Genomic DNA, 24,505 nt, shown 5'->3' with positions numbered 1-24,505 from the left:
TAATCCCTCATTCCTCTTCATTCTCATTAAATATATAAAGCTTATCTTTGTAGTAATAATCTGCCGTAGTGTAATTTATCCACTCCCCTGCATCATATGTTATATCCTGGTAAAAGAGCATTTCCGGACGGACAGTATGTGGTAAAAGAACTGCTTCTTTCACCGAATCATCCTTGAGAATAGAAAGTCTCTCCATGTTCTCTGCGCGATATTTGGACGCATCTCCACTCATTATATCATTAAGTGCCGATGTGGCACAGTAATAGTCTCTCTCAGGAATCACGCAGAGTTCAGAACCAAGAGCAATGAAGACTACGCATATTGCTATCATCATGGATGATGCATGTGAAAAGAGCTTGCTACCGCCCTTATCTCCATGGTTATCAGCTCCTGCAACACTGCTACCGTTGGCTCCCAGGATGTGCTGCCTCATCCACGCCGTAAAATAAAACATCACAAGGCTCATCATGAACACAAACTCAAAAAATGCCAGAGCCCGTAGTCTCCCTGCATCAAAGTTAGATACCGCATAGATTGGCGGTGTAACATTTGATGAAACCATAAGGAAAGCAAAAAGTCCAAACATGATCGGATGCTCTAATTTCTGTTTAAGACCCTCAGCAAGCTTCCAGCAAATAGGAATAAGGAGTACAAAAGCTACCAGGATCTCCCATCTCAGCATCTGATTCATCATTACATCAAAGGTCGAATACATTGATAAAAAAACTGCTTTGACAGGTCCTGTCTGATTAGTCTCCTGGGCTCTTGTAGCAATTCCCGGAGCAAAGCAGGCAAATCCAAAGCCGATGAGATTAAGCAGCGTTGGAATCCAGATAAACCCAAAGCTCTTTTGCTGGGCATCAGATACGCCTTCCAGCTTAAAAGAACTCTTTTTCATAAACCTTATCATGATCAGTAGGAAAAGAGCTATCACTGAGCAGATTGCAAGTTCAAGGGCTGTAAGGTAATTGGCTCCGCCCATGAAAAAGCCCCAGATGCTAGCCCAGATGAGCTTTCTCTTTCTAGATTTCTCGTCTTCATCGTAAATAGAACGAAGAAGAAGTCCCAACCAGAAAAATGCCATTCCAAAGGTAAATGTATAGTTAATGGCTCCAGCGTACCAATAGAAGGCTTCTACGCGGATGCCCTCTCCGTGAATGCACTGAACCATTACTGTTAAAACGATCATCCTTACTATATTCGTAAGGTCTTTATCCAGCTTCCAAACTCGTACAAACAAGGCGTCAAAAAAGTAGCACACGCCGAAAGTCAGCATTCCCAGAATAATAAAGGGAGTCAGAACATAAAAGCCCTCACCAAATATTCCAGGACAAATGCATGTGAGCATTATAGAAAAGAAGTATCCTTCATAATTCGAATACACATAATATGACTTCTGAAGCCATACGCCTAAGGTTCCAAGTAAATTACCTGTTTCCACAAAATAGTGATGAGGCTGCATAACCATAGAGAAATCATCAGCTGACGGGAAATCATAGAATCCCAAAACAAGCATAGGAATAAGGCTCAGTACATATATACATGTAAAAAAGATACTGAGCTTTTTGGCATCAAACTTAATATTCCACTTTGGTGTTTTATAACTAAACATTAACAGTAAACCTCTTTGTACCATTTAGCAAAAGCTCTAAGGCCGTCGCGAAGTGGTGTTGCTGGCTTAAATCCAAAATCTTCCTGGAGAGCTGTGACGTCAGCATAGGTAACCTCAACGTCGCCAGGCTGCATAGGAACAAGCTCCTTGTGAGCTTCAAAGTCATAATCCTCAGGCAGTACTCCTGCACTTATAAGCTCCTGCTGGAGAATATCCACAAAATCAAGGAGGTTAACAGGATCATTATTACCGATGTTGTAAACCTTGTACTTAACACCATTCTCGTTTTCTGCTGGTGCCACCTGCATTACGTTTACAACGCCCTTTACGATATCATCAACAAAAGTGAAGTCTCTTTTGCAATTGCCATAATTAAAGATCTTGATCTTGTCACCCTTTACAAGCTTGTTGGTAAATCCAAAATATGCCATATCTGGTCTTCCGGCAGGTCCATAAACAGTAAAGAAGCGAAGACCCGTTGAAGGAATTCCGTAGAGCTTAGAATATGCGTGAGCAAGGAGCTCATTGGACTTCTTGGTTGCAGCATAAAGAGATACCGGATTATCAACCTTATCCTCTACGCTGTATGGAATCTTCTTGTTGCTGCCGTAAACGCTGGAGCTTGAAGCATAAACAAGATGTGCAACCCCCTTGTAGTCTGCATTGGCATCAGTTTTAACTGCATCATAGGAGTGACGGCAGGCTTCAAGGATATTATAGAATCCAATAAGGTTTGCCTCGATATATGCATCAGGATTCTCGATAGAGTAACGAACACCTGCCTGTGCAGCAAGGTTAACTACTACCTCTGGTTTGAACTCCTTGAAGATATCATCAATAGCATCTCTATCTGCAATACTTCCACGCTCAAAAACAAATGGAGCATCATCCTCAGCGTATTTTTCTTCATCACCTTTAGTTGCAGATAACTCCAATACTTCTTTAAGTCTCTGTTCCTTAATCTTTGGATCATAGTAGTCATTCATATTATCAATTCCATAAATATGAATGTCCTTAAACTCTTTCAACAGCTCTTTACACAGATTAGATCCGATAAATCCAGCTGCTCCTGTTACTAAAACTCTTTTTCCATTTAAATCAATATTCTTATCTAACATATCTACACTTTCTTGCCAATGTATCCCTAGCAAATATTACTTTTCTCTTATTTAGCTCCCTTGCCAAAAAGAACCACATAAACCGTCTGAAGCAGGATGCTGAAATCCTCTGTAAGGCTCCAGTTGTCGATGTACTTAAGGTCAAGCTTAACAACTTCGTCAAAATCCTCGATGTCGCTTCTGCCACTGATCTGCCAAAGTCCTGTAAGACCTGGTGTCATGGAGAGCCTACGTCTGTAATGCTCATTGTAGTGCTGGAACTCAGCCTCTGTTGGTGGCCTTGTTCCCACAAGGGACATATCTCCCTTAAGGACATTCAAAAACTGAGGGAACTCATCAAGGCTGGTCTTTCTGATAAATGCTCCAACCTTGGTAACACGAGGATCGTTCTCCATCTTGAACATAAGACCCTTCATCTCGTTCTGAGACTCCAGCTCTTTTTTCCTCTCCTCAGCGTCTATGTACATAGACCTAAACTTGTAGATCTTGAACCTTCTACCATTTTTACCAATTCTTGTCTGTGAAAAGAAAACAGGACCAGGAGAATCAAGCTTGATAGCTGGCGCAAGGAAAAGGGTAATGATTCCAGTAATGACAAGTCCTACCAAAGCGCCGATTACATCGATGATTCTTTTGATAAAAAGTCTCTTGTAGCTGGTCTTGTGCATGGTGTAGGTGATGACTGAATAATCAAGGAAGTCATCAAACTGGGTGTTGGCCTTGCCAATACTTGGAAGTTCAAGATTGTAGTGGGTTGTAACGCCCATCTCCTCAAAGCCAAGGATGATATCCTGCATAGCTCTCTGAGGAATATTAGGTGTATTGATAAATACCTCGTCAAAAGGATCTGTTATAAGCCTTGATGTAAGATTCTGAATGCCTTCGTGGATATGGATATCTCCGATGTACCACTCACCATCTGATTTCTTGGAAGCAGAGTCTTCTAAAGGCTCTTTTGTCCCGGACTTCTTGGCCGCATAACTCTCAAGAACCTTGTCTACATCTGCACTGTATGCCCTTACAATCTTGTATCCAACACCATCAGACTCAGCAAGGAGCTTGCCTATAGTAGCCTCCATAAGCTCTCTTTCAGCCACAACCACAACACGAACTGCGTTGGATGCGCTTGAAATGTGCCTTCTAAAGACATTTTTAAAAAGGATCCTCGCTACATAAGTAAGGACAATATCCATCCAGATAAAGTTACCAATAACAAATCTGGAGAGAATGCCCGACCACTGCAGAAAGTAAACGATAACAAGGCTTGCAACCAGCATCAGTCCTACAAATTTGATAACTGCCATAAGTTCCTTGAAATATCCACGAATGATAAAATCCCTGTTCCAGTCAGCAAGAAAAACATAGACAGTACAAAACAGGAGAAAAACAACGCACACCATGTAGTGCAGTGTCTTGTCTCCGTAGTCTCTTTTACTATTAAATCTGAGCCATGTGGCAAATACGTAACTTACTATGATACATGCCATGTCGATCATCCACAGCAGGTATGTTTGAAGTGTTTTATATTTGTTACTCATACGTTAGCATTATACCTTTTTCTACGTTTATTTAAAAGAAGCAAACAGATCATGGCGAAAGCACCGCTCCACACACCAAAACTAACGGCTCTCTTGTTGTATTCCATCTCCGCGATCTCTGGGCCAAACTGATACATAGGCACGGTCTCATCCACATAGCCAATGACAATATTGCCCCTGCCTTCAATCTGAGCAAGTTCAGTTTCGGAAATATACATTGGATCCATGCCAAAGCTTTCACCAGCTTCACTCTGCTCCCTGTCACCATAGAGATAGTCAGGAGTCCTAGTGGATGTTAGATAAAGAGTTGATGCCACAATTCCCACTACAAGCGAAATTGAGATTATTGAAAGTGTGGTCTTCATAAGCTCTGGATTAATATCCTGGAAGAAGCTAAGGCTCTTTTCTGTGCACTCAGACTCAGTAAAGGTAGCGCCGCTTAGAGCTTCGTAAAGAAGCTGGCCCATGAAAACATATATGAAGTTCTTGAAACCAAGGTTATATAAAAGCGGCTCCCACATGCCAAGAAACAACATTCCCATGAGGACAGCCAGCTCTGCTCTCATATCTTTTTTGATAGCCCTGTTGATGAACCAGATAGTAAGTGCAGCTATCACCACAAAGGCCACAAGACCAAGCTGTAAAAACAGATACAGCTGCGCCATATCGATTCCGTAAGTCTTTAAATTCTCCTGAGGATTAACAAGTCTTATTCCAAAGAGAGAAATATGGTTGTTACTCCAAAAATACCTTGCAAGAGAAAATCTCGTTGTGAACACCGTTCTATCAACAAACTCAAAAAGATCACCATCAAGTAAAAATGGCAGAACAATTGAAATAAAGCATACAAATGGGAATGAAATATATAGGCAGATCTTTTCAAATATACCGATCTTGCCCCTAAGGTACAGATACGCATTTATGAAAAGATATATGAAGCTAGCTAGTAGCCCTGTTCTGCTGCCTGAATACAGGAAAATATATACATTGAACATAAAGCCCAATACAGATGCTAAGATCAGCACAAACCCAGACATCCTCTGGGTGTTAACGTCATGATTTCTCATAAGTGCCACAGTTAAAAGGAACATCAGCATCATGGTCAGCATCAGGACATTCATGTGCAGAGTGTTAGGATGTGCATAACCAAGAGCGTGCCTAAACATAAGGCCCACGCCGTCTCGTTCCTGAGGATAATATATCTCCGACGTAACGCCAAAAACTCCAAGTAATATCTTGGAGATAATGATAACACCAGCCACAATAACTCCGCACCTTACAACTTTGATACTAGAGACGCCCTTCATTCCAAGCATCATGGTAAAGCAGACAAATAGCCCCTTTTCTCCGGTATGAATATAGACAATTCCGCCAAGAGCCAGGAAAAGAGCCGCTACCACATATTCTTTTACCGTATGCTGAGTTACTATCATCTTGAGAACAAAGAGTCCAAGGCCCAGTACCAGCGAGATGTTATAGATGGTCATTCCTTCGTAAAGGCCTGCTGCCCTTGCTCCCACCATAAGCGCAAAATAGAGAAGGTATATACCTTCTCCCAATTGCCTTCTATCTGAAATTAGTTTTTTAATTGCATCTGCCATGAAATTCCCCCACAGTGCTAATCTAATTATTTTCTATTTGTCAGTAGATACCAAATAAACTTGCCATTTGTTACAAAGTATCTCTTAAAGAGCCTTCCTGGGTCCTGGAATAATCTAAAGAGCCACTCAAGGCCAATCTTCTGGATCCACTTAGGTGCTCTCTTAATAGTTCCAGCGTGGAAGTCAAATCCAGCGCCAACGCCCATCATAACGCCGCTTATCTCGCCCTTATGAGCATTCATCCACTTTTCTTGCTTTGGCGCCCCAAGACCGATCCAGATAATATCTGCGCCAGAGCCATTGATGAGGTTAACATCCGCTCTGTCCTCTTCCTCGGAAAGTGCTCTAAATGGTGGAGAGTACATGCCTCTAATGTCGATGCCAGGGTACTTCTTTAAGAGATTCTCTTTTAAGGCATCGAGAGTCTCCTGGGATGCTCCGTAAAAGAAATGTGAAAGCCTGCCATCCTGAGTATCCCTGAACATGTGCTCCATAAAGTCAGGTCCTGCCACACGCTCTGCGCCTACATAGCCCTTCTTTTGTTCAAGGGTTGCAATAGGTGTTCCATCAGGAAAAACAAAGGTTGCGCCGTTAAGGACATCCCTGTAACTAACATCCTCTCTAGCCATAACTGATGTGTGTACGTTTGAAAAACAGATATATTCGCCGGAAAGCTCCTTGATATGACGCATCACATGAAGGACTGCCTCCTCGGTACGAGAAACTGCATAGTTGATACCAAATAAATTAAAACGCTCCGATCTTACAGAAGCAGGAATTGAAGCATAGCCGTTAATGTCTGAGATTATGCCTGAGCGAACCTGATAATCAAGAGCTGTAGTTCCAATGAAAGTGCGGATTCCTTCGCGGTCAAGTTTGCGAAGGAGATTATCATACCCCTCGCTTATTACATGAACTAGCACATCGTTGTAGGAACCCTGATGGTATTTAGCGATTACCTCAGCCGCGTCTTCGTCAGACGTAACTTCCAGAGTTTTATATTCTGCACTCAAGTCATGATTCTTAAGATAACTCTTCCTGCAGATCATCCTTGCCACAAATCCAAAGATTATGCTAAGAACTAAAACTCCAGCCACCACAAATCTTGATGACTGTTCCCCTCTCTGAGTTGCATAAAGGTACAGAAGTCCAAGAACTATGAGGATGACCTTACTCTTTACTACGGACATGAGGTTTTCTACTGGGTCCATTTCGAAGATAGATTTCTTCCTTTTATCAAATCCCAAAAATACCAACGCCTGCACCAGACACAAAACAATCAGAAAGTTGATATATAGTCCGTCATAAAATGTGGTCCAATACCTAAAGGTATCGCGATATCTTATAGCCAAGGTCACAAAAAACGCCACTATAAGCGTCAGCTCATCTAGTACCAATATTCTCTTTGCAGGATAACGAATGCCTCGTCTATTCACGTCATTCTCCAATCACTCTAACTTTTTTACCACAAAAAGCTATTCCATATTTCTTAATCTCTTTTACCGTGCGTTTCTTAAACTCAGTAATATATGCCTTGGTATCTATCTGTGCCAAAGCCTCTTTGGCCATATTCTCAAGTTCAGATTCATCTTCAGCATTTTTAAACTCAAGCACAACTCCTGAATTATTGCAGTTATTTGGGAATAACGCCAAATCAAATCTACCATATCCGCTCTCTTTATTTGACTCAGTAACATAATCAGCATTTAAAACAGCCAAAAGTCCTAGCATCATGCCATGATAAAAGCCCTCTGTTCCAGCGTCAAAGAAGCTGACATAGTTTAATACAAAGTCGCTAAGAGCTTCTTCAAACTTCAATACATCGCCTTCTATCATATATCTTACCAGATTGGCTTCAGTCCTTACTTCCCTCTGGTTACGCATTCTGTCCAAAATCTCATTTCTGTAAACAGAGCCAACTTCTTTGTTAGGAATCTTTAAATTGTAAAACTCTCTGTAGCCAGATTCATAATTATCCTGAGTAAGGTACCCCGTAGTCAGAAGCATAGAGAAAAACTCATCATCTGACTTTTCAATATCTTCATAAATTACGCCATCATGAATTAGTGATGATACTTCTTTTCCCATCAAAAGAGTCTGCAGATCGTCCTGCCTCCTGGAAGAAAGATTCTGCATCATATTCTTGATGATAGAATTGGCTGATGTATTGATCCAATATGGTTTGGTCTCGCAACCATTACTAACATACCTGATAACTGACCAAGGATTGTAAATAGCGGTATTTCCAAATATGTAACCATCATACCACTCTTTGATCTCGTCATATTTATCAGAAGCACCAACATCAGAAAGAAGTTTTTTTACCTCTTCGTCAGTAAATCCCATAACATCGCTGTATTTCTTTTCCATTACGGAACAAACGTCAAGATTATTGAGGTCACTAAAAATACTCTCTTTAGCAATCCTAAGAACCCCTGTCATGACTGAAAACTTCATGTATTCATTAGTCTTCAAAGTGGTTCCAAGTAGGGACTTAAAAAACCTAATTGCCTCTTTGTAATATGTTTCCTGGGCATCATATGCATGCTGAATAGGGGCATCGTACTCGTCAATGAGGATTACAACCTTCTCCTGATAATAGTTAGACAAATATTTTGAAAGCGTCTTTAGTGAAAACTGGAGTTCCACGTTGCTAAGGCTCTTATTAAGCGCTTTATCAAAAAAAGCTATCTCATCCTCAGCCAGATTATCTCTCAAAAAACGGAATCTGCCATATAGTTCACTCAGCACTATAGAAAACTGCTGAGTCATATCATCAAAGTTGCCAGCTTCTATATCCTTTAAACTAAGGAATATCACAGGATACTTACCCTGCTCCTGCATATACCTTTTATCGTCGGCATTTCCAATATAACTATCCTTAAAAAGAGCTCTATTACTAGCTTTATCTTCGTTTGAAAAGAAATAATAAAGCATGCTCATGGTAAGTGTCTTGCCGAATCTTCGAGGACGAGTAATGAGTGTCACGTCAGAATGGCCATCAATAAGCGACATAATAAACCTTGTCTTATCAACAAAGTAATAGTTTTCTTCTATTAACTTTTTGTAATCATCTACGCCAACCGGCATATTGACCATCAAACTCAAGTCTGCACCCTCCGAAGTATTTATTTTTTAAGTCCATCATTTGCAACTGCATTAAAGTCGCAGGTACTGCATCTATCAAGCTGCTGCTTTGTAACCTTGCCATCTCTAAGATCACGAACGCACTTAAGCTCATACATTGAATAAGGCTTTTTCATGAAAAGAGCCTTGAACTTGTGCCAGATAACCCAAAGAGCAGGTGTCCAGATATACTTGTGCATAGCAGGTGAAACTGAGCCGATCATCCAGCACTGTCTGTCGCAGTGGCGCACAACCTTTCTGACACGTTCAGCCTCTGGTGAATTCCAAAGTTCGTCCCATGACTGTCTATTAAGATTTCCCATAACCTCTTTATCCTTGGTTCCGTTACATGGCATAACATCGCCGTATGGATCGATAAAGAAGGTATCAAAACTCATGTCGCAGGGAAGAAGTCTCTTTTGACCATAAATGTAGTTGATAAGGCCGTGGTTAAAGTAAGCTCTAAACCACTTCTTAGGGCTCTTGGACTTTAGGAGCATATTTATGAGCTTCTCGAAGTTCTCAGCTACCATAGGCCTGTCATGGATGATGTTCTTGGCCTCAACAAAGTAAAAGCTGTTGTGGAGAGAGGCTGTAGCAAACTCCATATCAAGTTCATCTGATAACTTGTAGAGTTCGCAGAGGTCAGGAGCGTTTCTATCCTGAACTGTCATACCAAAGCCAACATCCTTAAGTCCCATCTCGCGAAGCTTCTTGAGCGTTGTATAGCCCTTATTGAATCCATCAGGTAATCCCCTGATCTCGTTGTTGGTCTGCTCAAGGCCCTCAATAGAGATGCGGATTCCCACGTCAGGGAACTCCTTGCACAGGTCAATTATCTTGTCGGTAAAAAAGCCGTTTGTTGAGATTACGATCCTATCGCTCTTTTTGCGAAGCTCTCTGACGATATCCTTGATATCTTCGCGGATAAATGGCTCACCACCTGTGATATTAGTGAAATACATTGGAGGGAGCTTTTTAATAGTCTCGATTGAGATCTCGTCCTCCGGATTAGATGGAGCTTTGTACCTGTTGCACATGTTGCAACGAGCATTACATCTATATGTTACGATTACTGTTCCGTTTAATTTCTTTGGCATAGCTAAATCCTTTTCAACTCAAAATTAATTCATTTAGTCCCATGCTATAGTTTACCATAATATGTCTATATGTTTAACCTTTCTCTTTTTAGTTTATTCACCAATTTTAGAATTATTTATTAAAACAAAATTTCATTTTATTTTTTCGTAATACCCGCTTAATAGCATTTTATATTTCGGAGTACTAACATATTTTCATCGGCGGCAAAAAAGCCCCCCAAAAAAATGGAATTTAAAATTTTTAATTCATGGAGGTGTTATGATGCGTAAAAATTTGAGCAAAGTGGTAGTATGTCTCTCAGCTGTAGCTTTAGCAATTGCATTCTTTATGCCAACTACAACTGCAACAAAGGTAGCAGCATCAGAAAATTCTACTGAAGAAGTCGTTAAGTTCGAAGCTCCTCAGCCTGATCCAGCTGAAATTCAGGGTGAAAGACAGATGGAAGCAACAATCGAAGAAGGAACAAAGCTCGAAAACAAGTCTGTTGGTGGTGTTAAGTCCGATGCCGACGGTTTATACCTTGCTAATGATGTAAATGGTATTGCTCTTAAGGCAAAAGAGGGAAGTGACCTCTCTGACGTAAGAGTAACCACTCTTGATACAGATCCTAAGAAGAGTTCTGCAGCTCTTGCAGTTGCTAATGATGTAGCAGCTCAGAACAACCTCGAAGTAGGACCTTCTGTTGATATTTATCTCCAGAATAAGACTGCTAAGGGCCTTACAGATGGCTCAATCGATAAAGTTGGTAGCATTGCTGTAGGTCTTCTAGGAAATATGCGTGGCGCTGCTGAATACAAGGTTATCGTAGTGCTTCCAGGTGGCACAAGCTATGTGCTTCCAGCAACTCCATCCGCTGATGGCAGATCAATCACATTTGATCCATCATCAATTGATACAACAAATGCTAAGTCAAATCAGGTTATGGTTTCTATCTGTAAAGCAAAATAATATTATCGATATTATGATGTATAATAAGAGCTGAGGGACTATTCCTTCAGCTCTTTTTTTGCCACTTTATTAACCACAGCGTATTGTATGAGGATAAAACATGGTAATACGGTTACTAGTTGCAGTAATAGCACTTCTATTTATCGTTTACGTTCTTCTTAGGGAAAAGACTCATGATAAGCAGCTATGTATCATTTCTTATTGGTATGTTGCTCTCCTTTTTTCTTTGTATCCTTTGGTTTTCTCACCAATTCAAGGTTACTACGCCATGGGAATCTTCAAGTTCAGGATATGGGCAGCTATGACCGCATGCCTCATACTGTATTCTTTGTTCATCTTTATATCTGATAAAAGAACTTTTTCCATCAGTTCAAAGCTTGATATAGCTATGATAGTTTTCGCTTCGCTAGTCACTATTTCTTTCTTGTTATCTGGGAATAAATTATCTTCACTGACAGGTTTCTCAGGCTGGTATACGGGACTCTTATTCCTATATGGTCTTGTACTTGTTTACTTTATCATTTCCAGAAATGACACGATCGATAATAGATTCATTTGGATCATTGAAATATCTGCAATTATAATCTTCGCTATTGGAACTTTGCACAGATTCTACATCGACCCAATTGGTATCATGAAAACTTTATCTCCAAATGAATGCATCCGCTTTCTTTCAACCATAGGACAGGCAACCTGGTACTCATCATATCTATGCCTAGTATTTCCAATTGGTCTCTATGCCTTTATTTCTTTTGATGATAAAAGAAATATGATCGTATCCACCATATTTCTAATAACATCTGCTTGTACTCTCGTAACTCAAAATAGCGACAGTGCCTATATTTCCATGTTTGTGATCATAGTATCATTCCTTGTGTATGCCATGTACAAGAGTGGTAAGTGCCTGATGAGACTTGGGATTTCATTTATGATAATGTCTTGTTCCATCATTTTGATCGGTCTGATTGAAAGATTTGGGCTGATTCCAATAGTTTCTTTAGATGTTCTTTCCATTAACCTAGCAACTGGAATCATTCCTGTGATCGGCGTTGTTACAGGACTTATCTTAGTCTTTTTGAATGTTGATCCTAAAATATATGAAAAACTTCATTCCAAACTTCCTATCATATGCACTACAACACTAATCATCTTCATCGCTATTGCCATAATCGTTGGAATCAAACTAATCTCCATATCAGCCAATGACGTCTATTTTGAAACAAGTAAAGATTGGGGCAATGGCCGTGGTCTCATCTGGCTCAGAACCCTTCAGATGTACAAAGATCTGCCTCTAGTAAATAAACTTTTGGGCGTAGGCCCTGGATGTTTTAATGATCACATCAGTAACTATACAGAGCTGATCCTTGCAAACGCCCACAGCGAATGGCTCACTGCAATCATCGAATATGGCATTATAGGTGGTTTCTCTTACCTTGCTATATTTATCATAGCCCTAATAGAAGGAATAAAAATGATAAAAAAAGAAGCCCACGCTGACTTTTCAATCAACATGGGCATCATTGTATTTGCTTGCACGCTGGGATACATCGTCCACAACGCCTTTAATTACCAGCAGTGTATCTCAACACCTATGATCATAACTCTCATAGGAATAGCTCATCAGTCATTCTTGAATATGCATCCAAGCTAAGAACAACATTCCTAGAAAGTATATGGCTCTGAATCATATTCAACAGCCTCTTTGCCATAAAAGACTCTTGTGCCTTCCTTCCAGTCTGCGGCCCCGTGAGGGAACAGACAATCCGGATCAACAGCTATAGGTGATACATAAACAACTTCATCCTCAGTCTCTAGCTTTTGTATATTTAAAGCCATCTGATAGCCGTAGTACTCGGCAGTTCCGTTCTGGATACTGTGAATAGCGCTTCCTGTCAGGAACTTGGACTGATTGTCTACAGTAAGAACCTTGTAGGAAGTAACAACCAAAACAGCTGAAACAACAGCCACGCAGATATTGAAGACAGGTGTATATACTCTAACGCCCTTCTGATAAAGCCATCCGCAGTAATAGAGGACGTTTACAAAAAGGAGCAATATAAACTCCAGGTACACATCATTAGCAACTCTCAGAACATTTAAATTCTCATCGATATAAGGAAGTGAAACCTGTGCCTCACCAAGATATGCAAATGGTGCGTACAGAGCACATAACAGGCAGTAGCTTGCAAGGGTCACAAGGCCGGGAAGCCTGAACTTAAATGTCACGCCGGAAAGTGCATCCTCTTTTACAAAGGCATACCAGATAACAGCCACCATTATGAGGATATAGGCTACTGTCATGCCCCAGAAGTGCCTTTTTATAAACTCTGTTCCAAGAACAAAAGAGTTCCTGACAGTAATAAACACGCTGTTATTATGAGATCCAGCTGTGACCATTCTCTTAGAATTACCTACAGCTCCAAGATTCACAGCAGTTCCAATTATATAAACGATTCCCATTGGAAGAGCACTTAATAGGCCGTCATATTTCTTTTCCCCAAAGACAAGTTCATATAAAAAGCCCATGGCTGCGAGGATAAGGATTGTCAGAAGGCCGCCAAATACAGTTACGTTATTGGTACCTGCTGCCAGGAAGCCCACAATGCTGATAAGTACACAGTGCAGAGTCTTTTTGGATGAATTTCTAAGGTCATGTACGTAATAAATTACAAAAGCTATGAACAGCACGAAGAGCGCATGCCCAAAAGTGTAGTGAACAGCACTGTTGTACCAAGTGAAGGCTTCTGCCTTACCATCCACGCCTTCTATACTCAGCATAACTGTGAACACGTAGATCAGCCACTTTGCTGACTTAGATGCCTTGAATACCTTGTTAAAAAGAACTGTTACCAGCACGTAATATGATATCAAGATTGAACCCAGCATAAACACGCCAGTTAAGTGATATAGCTTAACGCTGAACACCGCTGGCTGCAGGGCCATGAGGAAACATGAAGTATATGTTCCCTGCCATGTCATGTACGAGTCCTTCATAGTAGAAAAAGCCATTGCAATTGTCTTAAACACATTGTGGGTGCTGACAAATACAGCTCTTGCCTCAGATGCGTAAGAGAAATCATCCGCCCATGGGTAGGCAAATTTTGATACCCAGATGAAGGGGATCAACAAGGCAGCAAGTGCCACTACTGAGATAATCGCTAATATTGTTATTATTCTTGCTTTTTTACTTTTCATTTTTATCCTTTAATCCTTCAAACATCCAATAGGAATAACATATACTCCATCTTCGCGTTTATAACCATATTCTGTGGCTGTAATCACCAGCTTTAAATCTGGTAATCTAAGCGGAACCTGTTTTTCTTTTTTGTTGTATTCAACAATTAATCTTTCTATCTCACACAGATGCTTTGCTCCCATGTCTATTTCTTTACTTCCAAGCTTAAATTCAATAAGAGCATATCTGCCATCTTTTAAGTGAAGCACAGCATCTGCTTCCAATCCATAACGATCATGGTAGTAAGATACTTCTCCATTCATACTTGAAGAGTAGATTCTCAAATCTCTTATACACAGTGATTCAAACAAAAATCCCAACGTCTTGAAATCAGTATTGAAATACTCTGGTGATAATCCAAGCGCTGCAACAGCAATGGATGGATCGATAAGATTTCTCTTGTTACTAGAACGTATCGCTTCCTTTGATCTAATTGCAGGACACCATGCAGGTAGTTCATCGATAATATGTAATGCTTCTAAATCGTGAAAATACTCATAAAATGAAGCCCTAACCATCTCTGTAGTAGAAGAACTATCTGCATATATAGTTTTGGCATCAGCCAATGTACATATATTTCTCGAATATGATCGAAGTATCCGTTCTGTCCAAAGTGGATTTCTTTTCATCCCGCTTATATTAGAAACATCTGTATGACATGTCTGATAAAATAGATCGTTTGCTATAGCCAGAGCCGCCTCTTTGTCTTCAATATCAATACTTTGAGGCCATCCGCCTCGACATATAGCATAAATCAAGCCGTCGATATTTAACTTAGACTCTTCCCATTCAATGCTCTTTCCATCAAATAGGTCCATAAGTGAAATGGAACCGGAAGATTCCCCACTTTCATACAGACTCATTGGATACATTTTTAGCGTGGAAATTCTTAGTGTCCCTGTATGTGGAGTATCCACCTTCTGTGATGATGAACCTGTGAGAATGTACTGTCCCTTTAATCCAGTATCATCAACATCTTTTCGAATTGCTCCCCATATTTTGGGAGCATCTTGCCATTCATCAAACAGCCGTGGTTTTTCACCAATCAAAAGCTTTGATGGCATATTCTCAGCAACGGTTAAATATCTATCTCTATTATCTTCATCTTGAAATTCAATAAAACTTTTTGCATACTGCTTAGCAGTCGTTGTTTTGCCGCATCCTTTAGGGCCAACAATCAAAGTGGCTCCAAAAGCATTCAATTTTACCTGTAATGCTGCGTCAGTAATACGTTTTCTATAACTTCTATTTTTCTTAGCCATACCAAATCACCTCTATGGCTATTATACGTCTATGAACTTATTTGCACAATAATTTTGGACACATTTGTGGCATTTTTTTGGACACTTTTGTGCAAAAAAATTGGACACTTTTGTGGTATTTTTTTAGACACTTTTGTGATATCTTATCCAATCACCCTATAGTACTCTTCCAAGCACTCCACATTGCCGTAGTTTTTGCTCGCATCAATCGTCATATCTTCATTAATCACTTCTTTAATTCTCTCAGCCACAGCCTCTGGCTCATACTCCACAACCTTGATCGGATAATCCCCAACCTGGTCCATGATAGTATCGTAGTTAGTAGCAACAATCTTCTTGTGGAGGATCTTGGCTTCGTCTATTACTACAGACTTTCCTTCAAAAAGAGACGTCTGAACTATAACATCCGCCCCCTTGATATATGGATATGGATTAGATCTTATTCCAAGGAACTTAACAGAATCCTGAAGTCCAGCCTCAGAAACCTTTGATACTAGCTCCTGCCTCAGTTCTCCATCCCCCAGCACAAACCAGTTAAAAGAGACACCTTTATCCTTAAGCGCCTTAGCAATAGGAATAATTCTATCAAAAGCCTTCTGAGCAGTTAATCTACCAATAGACAGTAATACATACCTTTTAGCATTCGAAGGACCAGTAGCTTCATTGTCACTACCACATCCCGCATATTCCTCCGGCACAAACTCCCTTGCAAACTTCTCTATAACTTCCGCAGAATTGATATTTGGAAGCTCTACAACCTTCTCAGCCAACATCGGGAAGTTCTTTTTTAGGACATCCACGCACTTATCAGAGATAGTAACTATATTATCAAGCCCGGCAAAGTACTTCTCATCAAAATCCCTGTCACCGGCAATCTTCTCATAGTCGTTATGGATCCAGCCAATCTTCCTGTCAGCGCTGACCTTATCCACAAGATAATAAATAGGTTCGCCCTCGAGATAGGCCATTGCACAGTCATAGTGACCAGTCAGTTCCTCGATAACCTTGCTGTAGGAATTCTCCCACCTATACTGCTCTGCAGTAGGACGGTCCAGCTTCTTAACCTTCTTGTAATAGATAGTTGACCAAACTCTTCTAACAACAAAAGGAATTCCATGCAGGAAATCTCGATGCAATCCATCAGATGCCGTACCAAGCGAGAACTTCGCCATATTATACATGTAGAACAGAACCTTATCCTGCTCCAGGATCCTCACATCCTCAGGCACATACTTAAGGAAAGCCCCTTCCCTCTTTAAAAGAAGCAGGTCCACGGTGTACCTGCTCCTATCATATGAGTTCAAAAAATTTATTAAGCTTCGCTCTGCGCCACCAGCGTCAAGCTTGGTGGTGATGATCAAGAGACTCTTCACTTTAGCTCATCTCCTTTAAACTGATCCTTCCACCTCTTGATATTCTCGGTTGGTAAAAGAATCTCAGTCTTAACTTCACTATTTATCATGTCTTCCAACTTATCAATCACATCTTCACGAGAAATGATAGGAAGATTAGTATCCTTTCCCATTTCCTTGGCTCTATTATCGATAGCAACGATAATAGTCCTATGTCCCAGATTTAAAGCATGGATTCCCGCATGAAGTCTTGTGCCCACAAAATCAAGAGCTTTCTCAGATTCCAGCACCTTAGTATATGCCTCATAGGTTGAATCAATCAGTTCCAAAGAACTTACATCACAGATAGATTCTAAATATCCTCTGTCCTTCTCTCCCTGAATCCACACATAGACCTTCTCATAATTTCTCTTAAGAATATCAAGCATTGCACCGTCGCTAGCAAGATCTCTATTGTAATCCGTAATAGTTGTTACAACTGACTTTCCCTTACTAGTAGGAATTTCTGAGCAATGCTTCTCATCAAGTCTCCACATAGTTGGGCAAGCTGTGAAAAGAACATTTTTATAGCCAAATTTCTGGAGCTTTTCGTAAGTGTATTTATCCCTCACTGAGTGAATATATTCACCAGAAAAAACTTCATCAAAAATCTTCCTGGTATATCCAGAAAGCTCTCTATCCTCATAGTACTCCCAGCCAAGGCCAAGGCCTACCACACTATCAATAGTCCTACCTGCACCAAAGGGCATCTTCCACATGCTATGTTCCTGCATGTTGGAATAGAGGATATTAGTTCCGCAAAAGATGGATATAGGAGCCTTCTTTTTAAATAAAGCTGCACCAGGACGCACGTGAGTTGGAACATACTGCCTCTTAATATCTGTGCCAAATACCTCATCAAGGATCAGGTTACAGTAATGCATGATGATGTAGTCACCTGCATTATCACTGCCCACGCTGGTATCAAAGACTCGAACAAAAGCTCCACTCTCATGAGAATCAGACAATATCTCTCCAGAGCCATTGCTCCCCTTTGGCTCCGCCACTGGGAAGTTGTACGCTACCACATTTGAAATTGTATTAATGCACTTCCTAATTCCCATATCAGTCCAAGTGATCGATGATCTCAACCTTGCCGGTTGTAAACCACTTCTTCACTTCCTCAATATCGATACCCATTCCTGCGGCATGCTTGAAGCCCTTACCGGACTTGCCGCCGTAGTGATGGATCTTGTTCTCATGGTCTCTTACTGAAACGATAGACTTGCCCTCTTTGAGCACCAGGCTCTCAAGCTTGGTAACGCCCCAGAACCAGGCAAACTCCTCGTCCAGCTTGTATTTGTCATAAAGCTCTCTATTTATCAGCATGCAATAGCCATCTGCCCTTATAGGCTCTGTCTCTACAACGCCGTAGGATGAGATTCCGCCCTCAGCAGGATGGATAGAAACAAGCTTAGAAAGCCAGTCGTCAGAATTGATCCTGACATCACTATTAAGGAGCAGTATCATATCTGCATCCTCAGAGCACATGGTACTTGCGATATTATTTCCCTTGGCAAAAAGAGAATTCTCAGGATTTAAATACAGCTTATCAATGTAGCCTTTTGAATCAAGCTTTTTTAACAATCTCTTTGTCCAAAACTTAGAAGCGTTATCCACAACTATAAGCTCGTAGTCCACTCCTGTAGTTCTCTTTACGGTTTCTATGCTCTCTTTTACATACTTTGGAGCATTATGTGTAAGCATCAAAATACTAATCTTCATCTAAAATCATGCCTCTTTTTTCTTTTTCAAAAATCTAAATGCCACGTCCTTAAGCATCCTGTAGCCTTCAGTCTTCCTGTAGATAACAGCAACTGAAACCAGTGTTATAAGTCCGATGACAACTGCCTCTGCAAAAAAGACAAAGTAGTTGGTCATGGCAATATTAGATAATATCCACTTAAACAGTATAATATACAATATCGTAAGTGCCAAATTAAGTGCAACGGGCACCATGAACTTTGATAATCCCTGGTCAAAATAATCTTCGAACAAGATCTTTGGTTCATACCAAAAGTAAGTAGATACTCTTGAAATAGCAGAAGCTGCCACAACTCCGCCAATTCCAAAATAGATTCCAAGGACAATTGAAAGGATGATATTAAGCACAGCACATATAGCCATAATGTACTTGGTCTTAAGGTACATTCCTGTAGCCTCTCTAAAGGACCAGATAGGATGGACCACGCCTCCAAGATAGAAGTTAAGGATGATTGCCCATACCGTCAGAGTATCCAGCATGTACTTTGGTCCTATCCACAAGTGAATGAAATCTTGGATCAGCACACCAAAGCATACAGTTGAAATAAAAGTAATTATAAGGCTGACACTCTGCATCATCTGGAATACTTCGAATGCTTTTTTCTTGGACTCTTTGGCTATGACATTACCAACGCTGGCGGTAACTGATGAATAGAGGATGTCCACAAAGACCATGATAGAGTTGGCGATCAAAAGGTAGTTGGAATAAAAGCCAACAAACACCGTGCCAATGATCTTGGAAATAATGATGTTGTCAGTTCCGCTAAGGAGCACTCCCGATGACTTGTACAGGAACATAGCCTTAACGTTGGAGAAGACTTCATCCTGCTCAGACTTTTCGAGGGCTTTTGGCTTTTCTTTTAGATATGGATAGAGCTTGTCTGCCTCCCTTGAGATAAAGATATTCTGGAAAAATGTACAGAACACAATAACCGCAAGGTAAACAAAGTAGTTCCTGGTGATTACTAGTAGCGTGATCTGAAGCACGTGCTTGATGATATTAAAAATAATGTTGAACCTGTAGACCACAAAGTTCTTTTGATCAGCTGTAATAAGAGATGACTTGTATACAAAAAGATATGACGCCACCGTGTTTAGCACATAGATCAGATAGTAAACCTGCAGATGCTCAATCTCAGTATCAGTGTTAACAAAAAAGTCCAGGAAAGGCGTCAGGGCCACACCTACAACAAACACAACTGCGGCAATATAGGTGTACATCTTCCTGTAAAAGCCGATAAGGCTGGAAATCTTGTCCTTGTCATCCTCCGCCAGAGGCTTATAGAAGCTATAAGCCATAGACACACCAAGTCCAAGGTCCGCCAGAGACAGCATCATCAGAATATCAGAAAAGAGCCCGCTTACACCAAGGAGCTCATCTGACAGGAACATGATGAATACTGTTCTGTTTATGAAATTAAGGATGATAAGTATAATTCTGCTAAGCACACCGTAAAAGGCGTTGCGAAGGGAATTATTGACTCTGCTGGAATTCATGAAATAATTAAACTCCTAATACTTTTCCAAGAAGTTTCTTTAATTGATCAAATAAAAGGTCTATCACAAAAGCAAGTGCGAGTGAGAATACAAAAGTCAATACAATACGTACTACAAACTCTAAAACAGTTCCCATTCCTTCAACAAATGGATTTGCAAGCCATCTCACATTGTAGTGAATAAGATACATTACAAATGAATGCTTAGCCACAAAAAGAATAATCGCTCTAGCAACATTATTATTAATCTTAATATTCTTCTGAAGGAACCAAAATACGGACATACAAAAGATTACAAATAATATGGAATAGTCATGTTTTCCTGGGAATTCTCCTCCAAGCATAATCATTCCAATCACCGTTGCTAAATATGACAGAGCCCCTGCTATATATAAGTATCTCTCCTTTTTTTCATCCATTACTCTATCAAGATAGTATCCGGCAAAATAGTATAAAGTCCATCCATAAAGTATCCACCCTGTATATCCAAAGCCAATATTTCTGATAGGCGCCACGTATACACTTGCAATCTGCCAAAGTATACTTATTCCAAACGCTATATGTAACTCCCAATTATCCATAGCATGAAGCATCTTGGATAAAAATGGCGTAGAAACAATATATCCTATCAAGAAAAACATAAACCACAGATGATAGTTCATATTACCACTAAAAAGATCCTGAACAGCCGTCATAATGTATCCCTTAGGCGTTATCCATATCCCCTCATCTTTCAAGTTCCAATATGACAACACCATTGAAATCAAAACATAAGGCATCAAGATATCAATTACTCTCTTTTTGTAAAAAGATGCATAGTCCTTCTTTGTGTTAAACTCCTTGCTAAGATTAAATTTACCACTAAGTAAAAAGAACAATCCGTTACATAAAGCAATAACAGTCTGAATAGCACTATCGATGTAGATGTTTTCTGCCCAAGGCTTGTTTCTAGTATGGTTTATTATTACCAATATCAAAGCTAACACTCTGATAAAATCACAACTAATATTCCTTGCTTTACTCTTCATTACTGGTCTCCCCATATTAGTATGTAACAATTTTTCCGCCTTCATATGTCACTTGGTATATTTCTCCTCGCTTAACATCTTCTGGCTTCTCAAAGATATCCGAATAGCGGTCAATAAATTTCTCATCAATATTCATGAAATATACGTAATCATATTCTGAAATGAACTCAGCCAATTCCTCATCTGAATAATCATAACTAAAGCGGTTTAAATCATCTTTAACATCATTAGGATAAGCTACTCCAATAGTTATAGGAAAGCTATAGAATGTCAGCACATCTTCCGCAATCGCCATTTCATTTTTAATGATAACCGCAACCTTTGCATCCTCTGGTACTGAATTTTTAAGATGCTCTGCCTCCTGATTATATAACACTTCACTATCAGTTAAGTTCCCTGGTAATATCTGCTCGCAATTACCAAAGAAAATAATATTTGACAGCAAGACCACTCCCAACATCTTGATAACAAGGATACTAGTCTTTGTAAAGTAAAAAACTACTCCTAATGCCAAGAAAATAGCTGTCACTACGAAAGTACCCATATATCTGTCATAGCTAGCCAACTGCCTGGCCTCGTATTCGCTAAATCCAGTCATATAGAGATAGTACATAAGTAGTCCATATGATAGTCCTGCAAGCAAGATCCACAAGGATGTTATTCTCACTTTTCTAGCATAACATTTTTCAACGCCCCAAAATGAAAAAGCTAGTAGCAGCGCAACAATGATAACAACAATCTGAGCGTAAGGAACATTTCCAACTAATCCTCTTGAAAAGATTGCATCTATATAACTCTTCTCTACATCATTTTGATAAGCTATAGAGCCATTATGTGAGAACACTTTAATGAGTGTTCCCAAGTTATGCCCACCATAGCTCTGACCACCAGCTCCAATTGCTGTATTTCCGCCAATATACTTACCAGAAAAGACATTGTATATTTTCCAAACAATCAACGGAATTGCAGTTACTATCACGCTTTGTAACAATGTTTGCAATACGCTATTTCTACCAGCCACTTTATCCATGTAGAACAAGGAATATACCACATAGAATATAACAATCATAGGCAAGAACGCCAATGCAGTCATTTTTGCCATCAGAAGTATTGTAATAGCAAGTGTCAGCTCAAATAGTTCATGTCTGCTATTATCGCCTGTCACAATGATCCACATGCAAAAGAATACTAATACACCATATATATAATCCTGATATATTGTGTGATAAAACATAAGGCCTGTTAAAAAAAGTGGAATCGAAAATGTCACAAAAGCTTTGATACATCCAATTAACTTCTTGTAGCTATCATCTTTACTGTAACGATTACAAATCATAGGTAACAGCATGCTCATCTGCAGCATTTGCATTCCTCTGTATGCATTTGCTTCACTCAATCTAAACGACAACTTGCACCACAGCGCTTCAAACAAGGTAATTGCTGGAACATAATCCTTGTGCACTATGCCAATAGGCGATGTGACATATAGTGCATCTAGCCTAAAAGTCTCTCTTAAAAATACTCCCCAATGAGTAAATTCATCTGGAGAATGATAATGCTTACCATAGTTGATCACGTATACAAACAAATAAACTGCAATGACCATCAATCCTTCTGAAGAAAAGCTCTTCGCTTTTTCAAATAAAGGTCCAATAGCCTTTGCACTGATTATTTCAGTTACATACACTGCTAATGCCAGAATCACACTTATCAAGATTCCTAAAGTCATACTGCCAAACAGCATTCCGCTAAATAACATTAAAATAATAGACACAAAAAATGCCGGTGCCAAGCTCTCTGCATATCTTTTCCTAAAAAAGATTGCATAAGCACCGTTAATAAAACAAACATATAGTAATGGGACTAAAGCACTGATCAAAATCATAATTATGCCTCTAATACAGATATACATTACAAACAGCTATCACATTTGCAACAACAGCAACAAACGCCATTAAGATCATCAGCGCCCTTAAAATAGCAACAGCTCCTGATCTAGCCTTTACTCTTGCTCCATATTCCTCACTCAAATATACGAGAATGTAGATAATTGCAAAATCAAGAAATATAAATGTTCTTTTACCAGAAGCAAATACTGTAGGCGAAAAGCCAAGAGTAAGCCTGGACATTATACCAGATACGATAACAGCACAGGCAAAAAACGCCTTCTTCTCATATTCAAATAACTCAATAATAGCCAGCAATAATGCTACTGCTGAGATCATAAATATGATAAACGGAATATACACAGCCAAACTGTTATAATTCGTAGCATCCACATATTTCTTGTTAGCAAAAAGATCAAACAAAGATACCATCTCTGGATAGTAAAGTCCAAGCACTGGCTTTAATACTGTCATTAAAAGAGCTAACAAAAGCGGCGTAGAAGCAACAACTGTCTTCTTAACATCTTTCTTTCCAAATAAAATAGATAAGAGACATACGTTAGCACACAGCATTATCCAAAAAATGTCATTACTGTACAAATTAAGGAATGCAGAGTTCACTCCTAGTACTGCCTTATCTACTACTGTAAATGATGTGTAATTTGGGAACCAGTATGCTATATTAGATATCTTTCTAGCTTCATTTCCAGGACATGTAAGCGCAAATACTATTCCACACGCGCAGATCAGCAGCTGACATACAGTATAAACAATCTTTTGAAAATCAAAGTGCTTTTCCCAGATCATCATCACAATAAATGTACATAATATACATGTATAAAAAACAGCACAAACTTCCAGATCAACAGCAAATACAAGGCATAGAGTAAAGAAGATTACCTGTAAAACAGAAAGTTTCTCTCCCAAATACATCTTTTTTAATGAAACAAAAGCTGTAATGCCACATGCCAATGGCCAAAAGTATGTGATATACGCTGTCATCCATCCTGATCCTGCCATAAGGGCAACTGGGTAAATGAGCATCAGACATACAAGTACTCTATTATGCTTGTAATTAGTCAGATACATCATAGATAAAAGTAGCATCATATGCATGATCCAGTTTGCTATTCCAAAGAGAACCATGTGCATACCATGAGCTAAAATGAAAAGTGGCACCTCGATAAGAACTCTCGAAGTCCAGCTCATGTATCTGCTATGAAGTTCCGCCATCAATGAAGAAACACTCATATCTGGAATCGCTCTAGCAAAATAAGCAAGAGTATCACCATAGTATTCCTTCATCACTAACTGATAAAAAGCTATGACAAGGGCATAGATCAATATATATTTGAAATTTTCTTTCTTACGGATTGTCTTTATCACGTTATGCTCCATT

Annotated in this window: 18 protein-coding genes; 2 read left to right on the top strand and 16 right to left on the bottom strand. The window is 39.7% G+C overall.

Annotated elements, in window-relative coordinates:
- Nucleotides 1–7 precede the first annotated feature (7 nt).
- From bhn_RS02985 to bhn_RS02955, 7 genes are all read right to left on the bottom strand, one after another.
- Nucleotides 8–1,612, bottom strand: coding sequence for a DUF6056 family protein (locus tag bhn_RS02985; protein ID WP_071175302.1), 1,605 nt, complete (start codon nt 1,610–1,612; stop codon nt 8–10).
- Nucleotides 1,612–2,730 carry an NAD-dependent epimerase/dehydratase family protein gene (locus bhn_RS02980; protein ID WP_071175301.1) on the bottom strand — a complete coding sequence of 373 codons (1,119 nt, stop codon included), beginning with the start codon at nt 2,728–2,730 and terminating at the stop codon, nt 1,612–1,614. Before bhn_RS02980 ends, bhn_RS02985 begins: the two co-directional genes overlap by 1 nt.
- A 47-nt stretch (nt 2,731–2,777) precedes the next feature.
- On the bottom strand, nt 2,778–4,268 hold the full coding sequence (locus tag bhn_RS02975) for a sugar transferase (protein ID WP_071175300.1): 1,491 nt from the start codon (nt 4,266–4,268) through the stop codon (nt 2,778–2,780).
- Entirely contained in the window at nt 4,265–5,869 is a 1,605-nt protein-coding gene (locus bhn_RS02970; RefSeq protein ID WP_071175299.1) for a hypothetical protein, read from the bottom strand. The genes bhn_RS02975 and bhn_RS02970 overlap by 4 nt, the downstream gene beginning before the upstream one ends.
- Nucleotides 5,870–5,895: 26 nt before the next feature.
- Nucleotides 5,896–7,080 carry a WecB/TagA/CpsF family glycosyltransferase gene (locus bhn_RS15900; protein WP_236845957.1) on the bottom strand — a complete coding sequence of 395 codons (1,185 nt, stop codon included), beginning with the start codon at nt 7,078–7,080 and terminating at the stop codon, nt 5,896–5,898.
- 226 nt (nt 7,081–7,306) lie between these two features.
- Entirely contained in the window at nt 7,307–8,968 is a 1,662-nt protein-coding gene (locus bhn_RS02960; RefSeq protein ID WP_071175298.1) for an AAA family ATPase, read from the bottom strand.
- Between the two features lie 29 nt (nt 8,969–8,997).
- Nucleotides 8,998–10,095, bottom strand: a complete 1,098-nt coding sequence (locus bhn_RS02955) for a radical SAM protein (RefSeq protein ID WP_071175297.1) — start codon at nt 10,093–10,095, stop codon at nt 8,998–9,000.
- A 259-nt stretch (nt 10,096–10,354) separates the two neighbouring features.
- Here bhn_RS02955 and bhn_RS02950 point away from each other — a divergent pair, with 259 nt between their 5' ends.
- The gene (locus bhn_RS02950) at nt 10,355–11,044 is read left to right on the top strand and encodes a hypothetical protein (RefSeq protein ID WP_148661901.1); all 690 of its coding nucleotides are present in this window, start codon (nt 10,355–10,357) and stop codon (nt 11,042–11,044) included.
- Between the two features lie 100 nt (nt 11,045–11,144).
- Complete coding sequence (locus tag bhn_RS02945) at nt 11,145–12,695, top strand: O-antigen ligase family protein (protein ID WP_071175295.1); 1,551 nt, start codon at nt 11,145–11,147, stop codon at nt 12,693–12,695.
- 11 nt (nt 12,696–12,706) lie between these two features.
- On the opposite strand, the gene bhn_RS02940 is transcribed toward bhn_RS02945, so the two are convergent.
- From bhn_RS02940 to bhn_RS02900, 9 genes are all read right to left on the bottom strand, one after another.
- Entirely contained in the window at nt 12,707–14,239 is a 1,533-nt protein-coding gene (locus bhn_RS02940; RefSeq protein ID WP_071175294.1) for a hypothetical protein, read from the bottom strand.
- A gap of 9 nt (nt 14,240–14,248) precedes the next feature.
- Nucleotides 14,249–15,541 (bottom strand): ATP-binding protein, encoded by a 1,293-nt coding sequence (locus bhn_RS02935; protein WP_071175293.1) that lies wholly within the window; start codon nt 15,539–15,541, stop codon nt 14,249–14,251.
- A 143-nt stretch (nt 15,542–15,684) separates the two neighbouring features.
- A complete protein-coding gene (locus tag bhn_RS02930) occupies nt 15,685–16,914 on the bottom strand; it encodes a glycosyltransferase (RefSeq protein WP_071175292.1) in 1,230 nt (409 codons plus the stop codon).
- Nucleotides 16,911–17,996 (bottom strand): polysaccharide pyruvyl transferase family protein, encoded by a 1,086-nt coding sequence (locus bhn_RS02925; protein ID WP_083385668.1) that lies wholly within the window; start codon nt 17,994–17,996, stop codon nt 16,911–16,913. The genes bhn_RS02930 and bhn_RS02925 overlap by 4 nt, the downstream gene beginning before the upstream one ends.
- Before the next feature lies 1 nt (nt 17,997).
- Nucleotides 17,998–18,657 (bottom strand): glycosyltransferase family 2 protein, encoded by a 660-nt coding sequence (locus tag bhn_RS02920; RefSeq protein WP_071175291.1) that lies wholly within the window; start codon nt 18,655–18,657, stop codon nt 17,998–18,000.
- A 6-nt stretch (nt 18,658–18,663) separates the two neighbouring features.
- On the bottom strand, nt 18,664–20,193 hold the full coding sequence (locus bhn_RS02915; protein WP_071175290.1) for a lipopolysaccharide biosynthesis protein: 1,530 nt from the start codon (nt 20,191–20,193) through the stop codon (nt 18,664–18,666).
- Between the two features lie 7 nt (nt 20,194–20,200).
- Entirely contained in the window at nt 20,201–21,220 is a 1,020-nt protein-coding gene (locus bhn_RS02910; protein ID WP_071175289.1) for an acyltransferase, read from the bottom strand.
- A gap of 16 nt (nt 21,221–21,236) precedes the next feature.
- Nucleotides 21,237–22,994: a hypothetical protein gene (locus bhn_RS02905; RefSeq protein WP_148661900.1), complete on the bottom strand. Its 1,758-nt coding sequence runs from the start codon at nt 22,992–22,994 to the stop codon at nt 21,237–21,239.
- Between the two features lie 121 nt (nt 22,995–23,115).
- Nucleotides 23,116–24,492 carry a hypothetical protein gene (locus bhn_RS02900; RefSeq protein ID WP_071175287.1) on the bottom strand — a complete coding sequence of 459 codons (1,377 nt, stop codon included), beginning with the start codon at nt 24,490–24,492 and terminating at the stop codon, nt 23,116–23,118.
- Nucleotides 24,493–24,505: the final 13 nt, after the last annotated feature.

This window comes from Butyrivibrio hungatei (assembly GCF_001858005.1).
Taxonomy (GTDB): domain Bacteria; phylum Bacillota; class Clostridia; order Lachnospirales; family Lachnospiraceae; genus Butyrivibrio; species Butyrivibrio hungatei.
The sequence above is the reverse complement of the archived record's forward strand: the minus strand, read 5'-3'. Positions and strand labels throughout refer to the sequence as shown.